Origin of the sequence: Flavobacterium gelidicaeli, assembly GCF_013294005.1 — a bacterium.
Classification (GTDB): Bacteria; Bacteroidota; Bacteroidia; order Flavobacteriales; family Flavobacteriaceae; genus Flavobacterium.
On the sequence record NZ_JABSNK010000002.1, the window covers coordinates 336,823 to 354,597 of the forward strand.

The 17,775-nt window shown below is 35.6% G+C and carries 1 protein-coding gene; it reads left to right on the forward strand.

Annotated elements, in window-relative coordinates; genetic code table 11:
* The first annotated feature begins 62 nt into the window (after positions 1 to 62).
* On the forward strand, positions 63 to 17,747 hold the full coding sequence (locus HNP99_RS04200) for a T9SS type B sorting domain-containing protein (protein ID WP_173851596.1): 17,685 nt from the start codon (positions 63 to 65) through the stop codon (positions 17,745 to 17,747).
* The last annotated feature ends 28 nt before the right edge of the window (positions 17,748 to 17,775 follow it).

The following is a 17,775-nucleotide window of genomic DNA, read 5'->3' on the forward strand; positions in this document are numbered from 1 at the left end:
GCGAAAATATATAATATAAAGGAAAAGTTTGTTTCTTTTTTAGCTGCCTCACTAAAAAAGAAATGAATAATTCAGACTTAAATACCATGAAAAAAGTTACATTTTTGAAGTCAATCTTGTTTGTATTCATCTTTTTACAATCATTACTTTCTGTTGCTCAAAAGCAAGTCGATTTCTCTGCGAGATACGATAAAGATATAAATGGTGATATTATTTTAATTGGAAATAATATATTAAACAGACAGAGTATTGCTACACCATCGGATGATCCAAATACGGCTAATAATGATCTAGAGAAGTTAAATTCAGATAATGATTACTTAATGAATTATGTAAACATATCTCCTGAGGCGGGTGTTTATAATTCAAGTAGTGCAACCTTAACTTTACCAGATCCTTTATGCTCTAGAATTGTTTATGCTGGCTTGTATTGGAGTGCTGTTACAAGAGGTGATGAATCTATTACTGATGTCAAGTTTAAAATGCCTACTGGTGGTTATAACAACGTCAAGGGGACAGTTATACACGATACAGGTACAGGACTCATAGGTAGTAGTAAGCCATATACTTCTTATGCTGATGTAACAACTTTAATAAAAAGCCTTGCTACTACTTCTGCTTCAGGTACCTATACTGTAGCAAATGTTTCTACGGCTCAGGGTACTAACAATTCGCCTACTCTAAAGACTGGATTATCTGCAGGTTGGTCACTATTTATTGTTTACGAAAACGTGTATTATCCTAGAAAATCAATTACTTCATTTGATGGTTTTTGGGTTATTAATGAAGATAATAATGTAACAATACCTGTTTCGGGTTTTAGAACAATTCCTAAAGGCCCTGTTAAGGCTAAATTTGCCTTTTCGGCAATTGAGGGGGATAGAGGTATTGGAGGTGATTATTTGTCAATAAATAATGTAAAAATGACTCCGCCTGAACGTCCTGATGAATATTTTACTGAGTACGATATAAAACAAAGATACGTTTGGAGAAACGGTAGATGGGTTCTTGAAGATTATTATGTTGCTAAACAAGTGTTGAAAAATAATTTTTTTAACAGTACAGTAACTTCTATGGGGTCTGTTGTATCTGCACGTAATCCTTCAAGTACAAATACTTTAGGTTTTGATGCAGGTGTATTTGAGATTGATAATCCAATTAATGATACAAAAAATGCACCTGGTGGATCTGTTCTAGACAACAATAAAACATCGGCTAATATTTTTCTAGGTAGTGATGGAGATTTGTATTATTTCTATTTTACTGCTTTTGCAGTAGAAATTATTGCTCCAGATATTGTACTTACTAAAGCTGTCTTAGATAAAGATGATAAACCAGCTGGTGGTGCAGATGTAAGACCTGGGGATGATTTAAAGTACACGATCTCTTTTCAAAATAAAGGAAATGATGATGCTAAAAATTTCACCATTACTGATCAGCTTCCTGCAAATGTTAAATTTGATATCACTAAAGATATATTGTTACCTTTACCTAAAGGAGTAACTCATAATTATGATGCTGCAACACGTACAATAGTTTTTACTGTAAACAAAGATTTAGTAAAAGCTAAGGGTGGTTTATACACAATTAAATTTAGAGTTAAAGTTGCTAATTGTGATGAACTTACTGAGCCATGTTCTAACATTATTAAAAACATAGCGTATTCTAAATACAACGGTGTTATTAATACTGATTCATTTGGAGATGGAAGTTTTGATTCTACTACAGGTTGTGATAGATCTCCAAGTACTACAAACTTCTTAGTTGGACTTGATAAATGTGTTTTTAAAGAAACGGTATCTCTTTGTGGAACTTCAATTGATATAAAAGGACCTAATGGTTTTCCGGTATATACTTGGAAAGATCCAACTGGGGCTACAGTAGGAGGAAACAATCAAACTATTACGGCAACTAAATTAGGAACTTATGTTGTAGTTGCAAGTGGAGCAAATCCTTGCGTTGATATTACTAAAACATTTGAGGTTATTGACCCTTTAAGTAGTAAAGAAAGTAACCCTATTAATGAGTATGCTGATAATATTGATAGTACTACTAAATTACCTTATATATGTGTAAACAACGGTAAACCATTCCCGAAAATTTTCTTGTGTGGTAAAAATGATACACGTGATCTTACCATTAAATTAACTGCGTTCAAAAGTATTGTATGGCAAGAAACAAAAACAGTTAGTCCTACCTTACCAGATTCATGTCCTAACGAGACAGCAGCTGCTACTTGGACTACAGTAAAAAATGGAAATACTTTTACAGCGGATCGTCCTGGTTTTTTTAAAGTGATAATTAATTTTACTGATGTATGTTTTAGTACCTATTACTTTAATGTATATCAAAACCCTTTAGATCCAAAAGCAACTGTTAGAAATATTACTTGTGATACTAAAGGTAGAATTACTGTTACAAACCCATCTATAGGTAGTGGTTATGAATACAGTCTGGATGGAATTACTTATGGTAGTTCTAATGTATTTGATAATTTAGCTGCTGGAGATTATACAGTATCTATTAAACAAACAGTTCCTGTAACTACTGCAAATTCTAAATTATGTGATTTTAAAGTTACTGCTTCAGTATTAAACCAAATATTTACTACAACTGTATTAACTACTAACCCTCTTTGTGCGGGCGAAAAGGGATCAATTAAAGTAACGGCAAATGATGTTAATAAACAGTATCAATTTATTGTATATAAACAAGGAACTACTAACATTGTAGGAGATACAGGTTTAATTGATGATAATTTCAAAAATTTTGAAGGAATAGACCCTGGTAAATATGATGTAGTCACAAAAACATCTGATGGTTGTTATAAAAAAGAGAGTGTAGAAATTTTTGCGAAAGAATTAAAAGCAACTGCTAGTTTAACTAAAAATTTAACTTGCGGAAGCGGAGAGATTACGGTTGTTGCATCTGGAGGAACTCCTGTTGTAGGAACACCTCCTTATTATTACTATTTTATCAACGGAAGTACTACTGCAGTAACTAATCCTATCATTCCAGTTCCAACTGCTGGCCCTTACAATATTGTAGTGGTTGATGCATCAGGTTGTCGCGTAACCCTTCCTACTATTAATGTTGTTGAAGTGGCTAAGCCTACTTATACCGTTACTAAAACGGATATTAAATGCTACGGGGATAAATCTGGTGAGATTAAATTTAACATAACTAAAGCTAATGGATACACATTAGCGTACAGTATTGATAATGGTGTGACTTTTACTACTAATGGAACTTTCTCAAATTTAGCTGCAGGTACCTACATACCAGTTATTAAATATTCATTAGGTGGACAAGTTTGTACTGAGACAGCAACAATAATTACAATTACTGAACCTGCAACGGCGCTAACTGCTTCTGGAGGAGTAGCTGAGTTGGCTGGTTGTGGTACGGCTAATACAGGTAAATTAAGGTTTACCAACCCACAAGGTGGAACTACTCCTTATGAATATAGTTTTGACGGAGGTGCTTCTTTTCAAAACCTTCCTGAAAAATACGTTGCGCCAGGTACTTATACTTTAGTAATTAGAGATAAAGGAGGATGTACATTTACGATCCCGGCAGTAATTTTAGATCCAAAACCAGCTGATCCTATTATTGATGAAAATGTTAACACAACTTATAATTGTGATGGTAGTGCAACAGCAACTGTAAAAGTTACTACGCCAACATCTACAACTGGTACTACTTATACTTATGAATATTATTTAAAAACAGGAAGTGGTACACCAGTTGCTAATACTCCAATTGATAATAATATATTTACAAATGTTCCTTCTGGTACACATACCGTAATTGTAAAATACAATGTGCAAACGGTTTCTAGTTATAGTAATTTACTTCAAGAAGATTTTGGTAAAGGTGGCTTTACAACTACTCCTGGAATTAATCCAGCATACTGTTTTGAAGATGAGTCTACAACTCACTTAGCACCAGGATACAAGTGTAATAAAGATAAATGGATTAATGATGGTGAATATGCGGTTGCAAGTGCTATTGAAACCGTTTTTGGTAGTTGGATAGTTGCTAAAGATCATACATTGCCTAAGGATCCTAAAGGACGATTTTTATGTGTAAATGTTGGTGGATCAGCGGGTATAGGTGGTATATTATACAGTAAACCTATAACTGATGTATTGCCAAATCAACCAGTAATTATATCATTGTGGGCAGAAAATTTAATTAGAGCTTCAAAATCAACCCTAAATGATCCAAAATTAACCATTCAATTAGTTAATAATTTAAATGGAATAGGTGGTAGTGAAACTATTGTAGCAACGACAGATACAACGAATCCATGGGTAGTTCCAAAATCAGAAAAATGGGAATACAAACAATTAGAGTTAAACCCTGGAACTTATAAAAACTTAAGTTTTGTAATTCGTTCTTATAGTGATGAATTTAACGGTAATGACGTATTAATTGATGATATTTGGGTAAGACAAATTCCTAAATCATGTGGTAATGAAAGATCATTTCCTATTATAATTGATAGTAGTAAAGCTTTTAATTCAACTCAACCTACTGTTCAAAACGCACTTTGTAATGGAGGCGATGGATCAATACAAATTAATGCTCAAAATTTTGATCCTATTAATGGTTTTTATTACTCAACTGATAACGGAGTAACGTTTATTAATGCTACTACTTCACCTGTTAAAGTTACTTTACCAGCAGGTGATTATAAAGTAATTGTTAAAAATGACGTTGCAGGAACATGTCAATTTCCTTTTAATGCAAAAGTTACAGCACCAACAGCAGTAACGGTTACTGCAACGGTTACTACTAAACCTACTTGTACTAATGGTGCAACAATTACAGCTGTAGCCTCAAATGGAACTCCAGGATATGAATATGAATTAAGAAAGCCAGACGGTACTGTTGTTGTTGCTTTCAAAACATCAGCGGTATTTAATAATGTAGCTTCAGGAAGCTATGTTGTTGTTGCAAGAGATATAAATAAATGTACTTCATCAGCATCAGCTACTGTAGTTATTGATACTCCTACACCGCCAGTCGCTACTTTAGATTCGGCATCTGACTTATGTTATGACTCAGTAAACAAAGCTAAATTAGTGGTTAGTGTAACCGGAGGAACAGGAACATTAAGCTATAGTTTAGATGGTGCTCCAGGACAAAACACAAATACTTTTACAAATGTTATTCCAGGAACACATAATATTGTAGTTACAGATAGTAATAACTGTACTGCTACAATCGCTGGAATTATAATTGCTAAAGAATTAAACGCAACTCCTACTGTGAGCAAAACATTAGATTGTTCTGCTACGACGCCTAATGCAACTATTGATGTTGTAATTACCGAAGGAACTGCACCGTATACCTACATTGTTAAAAAAGACAGCGGTAGTTATGGTACTTCTGTAAATGTTACAGCTAATGCTTTCAGCTATTCAGCTAGTGCAGCAGGTGTATATACTTTTTCAATTAAGGATGCTACTGGTTGTGAAAAAATAATTTCAGCTACTATAAACAGTATTGTTAACCCAACCGTTGATGCTACTCCTACACAAGTTACTTGTTTTGGACTTGCAAACGGTGAAGTTGTACTTTTAGGTAAAGGTGGCTCTGGTGGCTATACTTACAGTTTTAATGGTTCTCCTTTCAGAACTACATCAATTTATAAAAATTTAAGTGCAGGTACTGCTTACCCTTTTGAAGTAAAAGACAGCAAAGGTTGCGTTGGTTTAGGTACTATTACTTTAACTCAACCTACACAATTAGTAGCTACAGCTACTCCTACAACTTTTACTTGTAGTGCAACTAATGTAAAACAAACCGCAACAGTTACCATTGCTGTGCCTACAACAGGAACAACTCCTTATACCTATAGTTTTGATAACGGCGCCACTCCTTATTTAGCAGGAAATACTAAAACATATACTGATAACGGTACCGATCAAGTAATTCAATATGCCGTACAAGATAAGAATGGTTGTATAGCTACAGGAACACTTACACTTAAAGCATTAAATACACCAACGGATTTAACTTTTGCAGCAGCGGCAGTAACTTGTGACGCTACAACGACTACTGTTACAGCAACGGCTACTAATGGTGTGGGTGCATTAACTTATGAAATTACGGCTCCAACGGCTGCTATAGCAACAAATACAACAGGTGTTTTTGCTGGGCTTACGCCAAATACCTACAACTTTAAAGTAACCGATGCTAACGGATGTTTCTACACTGAATCATACGAAATTAAAGCAGTTACTCCTATTGCTGTTATAGGAAATAAAGTAAGTGATGTAAAATGTAACGGAGATGCAAATGGAGAAATCAACTTCACAGTTTCAGGAAATGCAACTGTAGGAGCATATACTTATACCATTACACCAGCAACAGGAGTTGCTGTAAAAACAAATAATACGATTAATGTAAAAGGATTAATTGCAGGTTCTTATAAAATTGATGTAAAAGATGACGCTACAGGATGTATCGCTACAACAACTGTAGTTATTGCACAACCAGCGGCATTAACACTTACAGCTGTAGGAACTAATGTAAACTGTAATAACTTCTTGTCTCAAATTACAGCTACTGCTGGAGGCGGAACAGCTAATTATGAGTATGCAGCAGTAAAAACAACTACTACAGCACCTACTACTTATGGTACAAATCCTGTAATTGTTGATACTAACTCTGGAGCTGACCTAGTGTGGGATGTTTATACTAAAGATGCAAATGGTTGTACAACATTTAGAACGATTACTATTGTTCTTGATGCGACACCTACTGTAACTGCTGTGGTAAGCAACCAGTGTACAGCAACTGGAACTAACTTTACAATTACTGCAACTGCAGGAACTACAGGAGTTACTCCATTTACTTACAGTATTGATGGAACTAACTTTAAAACAGGAAACACATTCAATGTGGCTCCAGGAACTTATACAGTAACAATTAAGGATAAAAACGGTTGTACAAATACAGCGGCTCCAATTACTGTTTATCCTAAATTAACAACGGCGGCTACAACTAAACAATTAGATTGTTCTACTACTCCTGATGGATCAATTACAGTGACCATTGCGGGCGGAAAAGCAAATTATAGCTATACTGTTAAAAAAGGTACTGCAACAGCTAGTGCTCCAATTACAGGAGTTACAGGGCCAACATTTACATACCCTGTACTTGTTGCAAATGCAGGTTCTTATACGTTTGTAATTACTGATGCTAACGGTTGTAAATCTACCGTTACAGCAACAATCGATGCACGTACAAATCCAACCTTGGCGATAGCCTCTCAAACTGATGTAACATGTAACGGACTTGCAACTGGATCTGTTACTCTTATTGGGTCAGGTGGTTCAGGAACTGGATATACGTATAGTAATGACGGAACAACTTATGGTGTTAATGCTACTTTTACAGGTTTAGCAGCTGGATCTTATACTTTTTATGTAAAAGACAGTAAAGAATGTACAGAATCGTTTGTGGTAACAATTGTAGAGCCTAATAGTTTAGCAGTAACCGCAAATGTTACTGGATTTACTTGTAGTACTACAAATGTTAAACAAATAGCAACTGTTACTCTAACTGCTAATGCAGGAACAGGAACATCTCCTTATACGTATAGTTTTGATAATGGTTTAAATTATCTTCCAGGAAATACTCAAACATATACTGATACTGGTGCTGATCAAACTGTTAATTATGCCATTAAAGATAAAAATGGTTGTATCGTTACGGGATCACTTGTACTAAAAGCACTTAATCCGCCAACAGATTTAACTTTTGCAGCAGCGGCAGTTACATGTACAGCTACTACAACAACAGTTACTGCTACGGCAACAGTTGCTTCAGGGACTTTAAAAACTCCTTTAACATATCAAATCACTTCTCCAACTGCTAGTGCAACGAATACAGATGGTATTTTTGCTGGGCTTGCGCCAAATACGTACAACTTTAAAGTAACGGATGCTAACGGATGTTTCTACACTGAATCATTTGAAGTTAAACCAGCAACACCAATAACGCTTTCAGGAAATAAATTAACGGATGTAAAATGTTTTGGTGACAGTACAGGAAGTGCTAACTATACAGTAGGTGGTTTTGCTACAACTTATAGTTATACAGTTAATGCAGGAACTGCAATTACAGGGAAAAGTGCAAAAACAATTAATTTGACAGCGTTAGCTGCTGGAAATTATGCAGTTGTGGTTACTGACGAAGCTACAGGCTGTACTGCAACAGCAACGGTTACAATTAACCAACCTGCAAGTGGCTTAACAGCAAGTATTATTTCAAATAGTAATGCAAATTGTAATGTTGCTACTTCTACGGTTACAGTAAGTGCATCAGGAGGTACTGCAACATATACTTATGCCTTTGTACAAAATAATGTTGTACCAGTTGCAGCAAATTATAGTACTGTTAAAACAGCTAATTTAGATCCAGCAACAAACACAGAATGGGACGTTTGGGCTAAAGACGCTAATGGTTGTACTTTTCGAGTAGATGTTACTATAGCTTTTGATCCTGTACCTACAGTTTCAGCTTCTGCTACAAGTCAATGTTTGGGTTCAGGAACCTATACTATTACTGCATTAAATACAACGACTCCAGCAACAGGTATTGTAAGCCCTATTACATACAGTATCAACAATGGTACGTATCAATCTGGGAATACTTTTACAGTTACAGCAGCTGGTGATTATATCATTAGAATGAAAGATGGAAACGGTTGTATTGCTATAAGTAATACGATTACCGTAAACCCAATCCTTACACTTAGTGCTAAATTAGATAAGAATATTACGTGTACTTTACCTGCTGATGCTAAAATTACATTGACAACAAATGGAGGTAACGGTACTTATACCTATACTGCAACACCTAATACAGGAACTTTTGTAGCTAATGTATTTACTACAAGTACTCCAGGTAGTTACACTTTTACAGTTACTGATACTAGTGCTAGCGGCTGTACTGCTACTACAACTACAGCAATTGTTATTGTAGCAGCTGTAAATCCTTTGATAACTGGAACTACACCAACACAAACTATTAAATGTAATGGTGATACAACTGGAGCATTTAGTGTTCAAATTGACGCTACAAAGGGACAAGCACCATTTACTTATAGTATTGATGGTGGTACCACTTTCCAAACATCAAATACGTTTACAGGTTTAGCGGCAGGAACATATACAGTGACTTTAAAAGATGGTAAAGGTTGTCTTGATACTAGAAATATTACTATAGCTGAGCCTACCAAAATCGTTATTGATTTTGAAAAAGAAAACATTAAATGTAATCCAGGTTCACCTACTATTTCTCAAGGTTCTATAACAATTAATGGTGTTACAGGAGGTACTGCTAACTACAACTATTATGTTACTGGTATCAATAACTATTATAAAGAGGAATTAAACACTCCTGGTGCATCTGTGGTTTTTGATATTGTAGATTTTGGATTATACCAAATTAGAGTTACTGATGCAAATGGTTGTCAAGTAACTATCGATAATGTTTTAATTGCATCAGCACCTGATGATTTAGTAATCAATATTATTAATTCTGCTAATTGTGTCTCAGGAGGTACTGCAGATGTTAGTATCGGTACAAGTTTAGCTAGTGCGGGTCCATTCTCTTTTAATATTTATAGAGGTCCTGGTCAATTTTTTACAACTAATGGATCAGATGGATGGCAAGCAGAAAGTGCTGTTGGTTCTAAAGCAACTACTTTCACAGGCTTATTACCTGGTGTAACCTATACTTTTGTAGTATATGATTCAAATACTAAATGTTATTATTTTGAAACAGCTGCAGGTCCAATACCAACAAACACATCATTAACTTTAACTAACGTAGTTGAGAATAATATTAAATGTTTTAGTGATACTTATGGTAGTGTAAACTTTGATGTTAGAAATGGATATACAACACCAGCACCAGGATCTCCAGTTACAGTTACTTACCAAGTATATGAAGCTTTCACAAATAAATTAATAGCGGGTGCAGGAATAACTGTTCCAGTGACTATTGCTCCAGGAGCAACTTTAAATGTTACAGATTTGGGAGCAAGTGAACTTACTGTTGGTACATATTATGTATTAGTAAAAGAAGTAACTGGTCCTAACGCAGGATGTAGTGCTGTTTCTGCTGAATTTAATATTAAAAAATCTCCATCACAGTTATTGCTTACCGCATCAGCAATTAAAAAATCAAATTGTAATGACCTAGGAGTGATTTCGGCGGAAGCCAAAGACGGTACAGGGCCGTATACATATCAAGTTGTTGCAGCAGGAACTCCTACTGTAGCTACTGATTGGGTTACTACTGCTGTTTTTGATAGAGCAGGTTCTATTGCAGGAATTGATTATGATGTGTACGCTAAAGATGCTTACGGTTGTATTGTAAATGTTCCAGTAACCGTTTTAGCAGATGCTGAACCTACAATTGACCCAGTAACATCTATATGTTATGATGGTAATGAGTTTACTATTTCTATTGCAGGTACTGTTGATCCAGCTATTGTTGGTGACGCTACTTACAGTGTAAACGGTAGTGCTTTTCAAACTGGTACAGATTTTACATTTAATGCAGCAGGAACGTATAACTTAGTGATTAAAGATGGTAACGGCTGTACTGCAAACGTGGATTATATTGTTTATCCTCAGTTAGACTTAAAAGCAGCGATTACTAAAGAACTAGATTGTACAGGAACTCCTGATGCAATAATTACTTTAACTACTACTGGAGGAAATACAACTTCTCCGGCTAATTATACATATCAAGTTTCGTACAATGGTGGGCCTACAAGTGGTGCATCTGAAACTTATACAGCTACACTTGCAGGAGATTATCTCTTTACGGTTACAGATGCTAATAATGCAACTGCATGTACTACAACAGTAAGTATTTCAGTTGATGCAATTCCAACACCTACCATTACGCCTGTTGTCACAGATGTAAGTTGTAATGGTGGTAATGATGGTACTATAACTGTTGATGTTACTGGAGGGATTGGTCCATATACGTATGTATTGACCAGTAATCCAGCAAACACAACAGGAGATCTTTCAGGTATTTATACTGGTTTAGTCGCTGGAACTACTTATCAAGTAACAGTTACTGATGCTAAATCATGTGATTATGTATCAGGTTCTATAATTGTTGACCAACCTACAGCATTAGATGCATCAGCAGTTGTTACAACAGTATTACAATGTGGTCCAGCAAACGCTGCAACTGAGGCAGTAGTAACTGTAACAGTTGTTGCAGGTACAGGTACTTCTCCTTATGAGTATAGCTTTGATGGTGGTACAAACTTTTCATCTGATGCTACTTTTAGAACGTTTACAGCAGGTCCAGTTAATGCAATAGTTAAAGATGCTAAAGGATGTCTATTTACGGTTCCAACAGTAACTGTTGACGCTTTAGACCCACCAGTTATTACAGCTATTACTGGAACGCCTATTTATTGTGCGCCTGTAGCAAATACAACAAGTACAGTAACAATTAGCCATTCAAATGGTATTGGTACTATAAGTTATGCTATTCTTGAACCAGCTTCGGCTACTACAAACACATCGGGTGCTACATCAGGGGTATTTACGGGTCTAGCAGTTGGTACGTATTTATTTGAAGTAAAAGATGCTAATGGTTGTACTGCTCAACAGTATTACACTGTTGATCCAGTAGTTAATGTTACTGTTACGGGTCAAGTAATAAGTGGTGTTAAATGTTTTGGTGAAAGTAATGGAGTTGTTGAATTCACAGTAGACAATTATGTGGGTACCTATAGTTATAGTGTTAATGGAATTCCTGTTTTTTCTGGACAAACAACACCAAAAATCACTTTAACAGGATTGCCAGCAGGAACGCAACAAATTGTTGTTACTGATGAAACCTCTTTATGTACGGCAACATTTACCGTTACCGTTACTGAGCCTGCTAAAGCTTTAAGTTTAGTAGCAAAATCAGATAAAAATGCAAATTGTAATTTTGGAGCAAAAGTTAGTGCTATCGCTTCTGATGGAACTCCGGGATATACTTATGCTTTTGCTTTAGCTTCAGATCCAGCACCTGCAGCAGGTGATTATACAACTACTAACACTGCAGTTTTAGATGCTACTTTAGGTCTAAACTGGATTGCTTACGCTAAAGATGTAAATGGTTGTACGGCACAAGATCTACTTACTTTAGTAATTGATCCTTTACCTACAATTGATTTATTAGCTAATATTTATTGTTATGATGGTAATCCTATTACTGTTACCATTACTGGTGCAGGAGTGGGACCATTAAGATATAGTATTGGTAATGGTTATCAATCATCACCTGATTTTGTGCTAACGGCACCAAAAACGTATGACTTTTACGTGCAAGATGCTAATGGATGTATCGTTACTGAAAAGTATACTCTAAACCAAGAATTGTTATTGCAAGCAACATTAACACAAGATTTGACATGTGACAATAATGCTTCAATTACATTCCTAGCTACTCAAGGTTCATTAGCTTATACTACTTATGAAGTAGATATTGATGGAGCTGGATATACTACATTTACAGGTACGCCATATATAGCGAGCACACCAGGAATTTATACATTTAGAGTTACTGATAGTGCAGGATGTCAAGCAATTTCTCAAGAAATTATTGTTACTCCTAAAACAACACCAACTTTTACATTCACACAAACCAATGTGAAATGTGTTGGAGGAAATAATGGTGTGATCACAATTACAGCTGCAGATGGTATTACACCTTACAGCTATTCTATTAATGGTGCTACGGCTCAAGCTTCTAATGTCTTCAAAGACCTTACTGCAGGAACGTATACTATTGAAGTAAAAGATGCCAAAGGTTGTTTCCCAGTGACTAAAGATGTAATTATTACTCAGCCTACGGCATTGGCAGCAACAATTGATGTTACTACGCCATTGTCATGTGGAGCTGCAAATGCTACCCAACCAGCAATAGTGACGGTAACTGTTGATCCTACTACTGGAACAGCACCTTATAAATATAGTTTTGATAACGGATTTAATTATACAGATGTTAACACATTTGAGACCTTTAAAGCAGGTACGGTTAGTGCCTTAGTTAAAGATGCCAATGATTGTACTATTGCAGCAGCAGTAACAACTACCGTTGATGCTCTTGATCCTCCAGTGATTACTACTATAACAGGAACTGATATCTGGTGTAACCCAGTTGCAAATCAAACAAGTACAGTTACTGTTACTTATACAAATGGTGTAGGACCATTAAGTTTTAATATTATTGAACCTACAGTAGGAACTCCTCAAACATCTAACGTGTTTGCAGGATTAGTTGCAGGAACCTATTTATTTCAAGTTACTGACGCTAATGACTGTACTGCACAACAGTATTACACAGTTGATGATGTGGTTAATATCACGGTTTCAGGTCAAGTTATTAAAGACGTGGCTTGTGTGGGTGATGCTAATGGTGTCATCGAATTTAAAGCAGCTAATTTTAAAGGTGGATTTACTCCGGTATTAACGCCTAGTCCCGCTACAATGACAATGACTACAACTGGAGATACTGTTACAATAACAGGATTAATAGCTGATAGTTATACATTAAGAGTGACTGATAATATTACTAATTGTTTTGCTGATGCTACAGTGGTTGTAAAACAACCTACAGCATTAATATTAGTTCCAGTAAGTAACGTAAATGCAACTTGTAATACAGATGCATTAGTAACAGTTGCAGCATCAGGTGGAACACCAGTATACTTATATGCTTTTGTAGGCGCCGGAGTAATTCCTACTCCTACTGATTACAGTGCAGTTGCTAATAAAGTACTTGACAAAACAATTACAAATTGGGATGTTTATGTAAAAGACAATAACAATTGTTCAACTTTTATTAATGTTACTACTGCTACAGCTCCACTTCCTTCAGGAATTACAATTTCTGGCTTAAGCCAATGTCCTACTGCAACGGGTGATTATACCTTTACAGTTGATGTTGCATCAGGTGTTGCACCTTATGAATACAGTATTGGTTCAGGTTTCCAGACTAGTCCTACTTTTACAGTAACTAGTTCAGGTGATTATGACGTTACTGTTAAGGATGCAAATGAATGTGAAGTTACTATACCAGCTCTAGTTAGTATTTTAGCTCCACTTAATTTACAAGCAATAGCGACTACGTTACCTAGTTGTGATACTAATAATGGTGTTATTAATGCTACTGTAACAGGTGGTTCAGGAACTGGTAATTATAGATTTACAATTGATGGTGGTGTTGTTCAAAATGCGGATAGTTTTTCTTTCGCAGGTTTAGCTCCAGGGGCGCACATTGTTTCTGTAAGAGACGTGTTTACAAATTGTATTGCAGAAATAACTGTTAATCTTGAAATAGCTACCCCAATCACTAATTTAACTGTTACAAAAACAGACATATCTTGTAACGGTGGTAATAACGGAACCATTACTGCAACTATTGGTGCAACAAGTGTGGGTGTAAATGACAATCCTGTTTACACTTATGAATACTTTGGTACAACTATAGGTGGTACTGCAGTAAGTGGAAGTGCAACTCCAAATAATGTTTTCGAAAATCTTAGAGCAGGTGATTATACCGTTACTGTGAGATCTGGAAGAGGTTGTGTTGCTAGTAAGGATATTAGATTAATTCAACCAGCCGCAATTGTAGTACCTACTCCAGTGGTAACACAATTTGGTTGTACTGCAGGAACTAACGGAGCAAATTATGCTACAATAACGGTTAGTGGAGTTACTGGTGGTTCAAGCAACTATGTGATTTATGAATTTAGTAAAGGAACTACAATCGTACAAACTAGTGCTTCTAATGTATATACCGAAGCAGATTATGCTGGTGGTTCATACACAGTAAAAGTTTATGATGATAACAACTGTATTGGTAGTACTACTACTGTAATTATTGATCAATACATTGCTTTAGATAAAATTACAATTGATAAAGTTGGAATTACTTGTAGGGATTTAGAAAGTATCACCGCTACAGCAGTAGATGTTGCTGGAAACCCAGTTACAGGTATTGAGTACACACTAGCTGATGATGCAGGTGTACCATTACAAGCTGTTAATACTACGGGAGTATTTAATAATCTGAATGTAGGAAACTATATTATTACTGCTTTCAATTCAATTACTGGTTGTAGTATTCAAGCAGTGCATTACGTTAATGATCCGAAGACTTTTGAATTACAAGCGGTAAAAACGAGTGATGTTATTTGTTTTGGTTCTAATGAAGGAGCAGTAACTATTACACTTATCGATACGCAAGTACTTCCAACTGATGATGCGGGAGCGTTTAGCTATACCGTTACAGGGCCTACACCAAGTTCAGGAACTTCTGCTACAGCAGGACCATTGAATTTGACTAACCTAACAGCTGGTGAGTACACTTTTACAGCTACTTTAGTTGCTACTCCTTATTGTTCAGTGAGAACTGTATTTACAATTGACCAGCCAGTTGCTGAATTAACTTTAGTTGAAACGCATACAGAGATTACTTGTATTACAGGTAATAACGATGGTTCAATATCAGTTAGCGCTTCAGGCGGATGGGGAAGTGAGTATCAATATGAAGTGCTTAAAGATGGTACACCATTCAGTGCATATTCTAATGTTACTGATTATACTGACTTAACTGCCGGAGTATACACAGTAAATGTAAAAGACAGCAAAGGATGTGTAGCTACAGAAACTGTTACACTAGTTGTACCAACTCCTATTACTGCAACAATAAGCTTGAATGCAAACTTATTATCTTGTTATGGTGATACTAATGGCGTAGTTACAGTTGATTCTGTAACAGGAGGTTCTGGTAACTATAACTTTAGTTTAGTTGGGACATTGTTAGACGGTACTGTTATTACAACTGCGCCTCAAACAGCAACTACATTTACTAATCTTAAAGCAGGAAGTTACCAAGTAATCGTTACTGATGATTGGACTTGTACTAGTACTTCAAACACGGTGGTCCTTAATGAACCAACCCGCGTTACAGCTGAATTGATTGTTGAAAGAACAGAGACATGTACTGTTGCACCACAAGTTAGGTTAACAGCATCAGGTGGAACAGGACCTTATTATTATGGTACTGATGGAATTAATTTCCCAGTTGCCTTTACAAGTTCTGTTGTGATAACATTACCTATGACCACTACTGCTACAGAGTATCAATATTATGTAAAAGATCAAAATGGTTGTACAAGTTTTATATCTAATCCTATTGAATTCTCACCAGTACCAACACTTACTTTTGACAAACTTGAAAAGGTTGATGTAAAATGTACAGGTAGTGCAACAGGAGCAGTTTATGTAATTGCAACTGGAGGTTTAGGAAATTATGTATATACTTTAGTTGATCCTTTAGGTAATGCTATTGTTCCTACTCCTACACAATTATATCCAGGTGAGTTTACTAATCTTCCTGCGGGAGATTACCTTGTAAGAGTAACAAGTTTAGATTGTAGTTATTTTGAACCTATTTCAATAATACAACCAACAACACCGCTAACATCAACGACAACTAAGGTTGATATAACTTGTAACGGTTCAAACGACGGAAGTTTTACAGCTGTAGGTTCAGGAGGTACAGGTCAAATTAAATATGCTATTTCTCCAGATTTAGATCAGTTTTTTGACTCAGGTATATTTAAGGATTTAAAAGCAGGTATTTACCAAGTAATTGTACAAGATGAGAACGGTTGTTATATTGTTCATGATTTCGAAATCAAACAACCTGCAATTTTATATGCTACTTATGACCCTTTATTAATTATTCCAGAAGTTTGTTCAGGTGATAGAAATGGAGCATTTACTATTGAAATATTTGGTGGAACGGCCCCTTACAAAGTAAGTCTAGACGATAAGAATGGTACTTATACGCAAGGAGCAGTAGGTCAAACATTATTTGATTTTACAAATCTTATAGGAGGCACACATAATGTTTACATTAAAGATGCTAATGACTGTGAAACTGAAATAGAAGTTATTATGCCAGACGCAGTTGTCTTAAATCCAGAAGCTATTGTAACTTATGATTGTGTGAATAACACACAAGCAAATACAGTACTAGTAAGGTTTGATGATAGTAATGATCCAGCGGATTTAGATTTTGATCTAGACGGATTAGGAAACTGGCAAGTAAGCAATATATTCGAAAACTTAACACCAGGTACACATAGTATAAGTGTAAGGCATACCAACGGATGTATTCAAGCAACTGATCCTTTTGATATTATTCAAGTTGATCCATTAGGACTAGCTATTGATGATGGTGATTTAAACCAAATCAAAGCTACAGCAACTGGTGGTGCGGGTGACTATGAGTACAGTTTTAATGGTGAAGCATTCACTAAAGAAAGTACGTACGCATTCTACAAAACAGGAATTTATCCTGTGACTGTTAGAGATAAAAACGGTTGTACGGTTACCGTAAGTAGAGAGTTCACTTTCATTGATGTTTGTATTCCTAATTACTTTACGCCTAACGGTGATGGTACATTAGATACATGGGGTCCTGGTTGTTCTAATAATTATCCTGATTTAACGTTTGACATATTCGATAGATACGGACGTGCAATTGCTAAATATAGAATTGGTGATAAATGGGATGGTAAATACAAAGGCGAAGAATTGCCTTCTGGAGATTACTGGTATGTAATTAAACTGAATAATAATAAAGACAACCGCGAGTTTGTAGGGCACTTTACTTTATATAGATAACAAGAACCAATTAATTGAAGTTATCTAC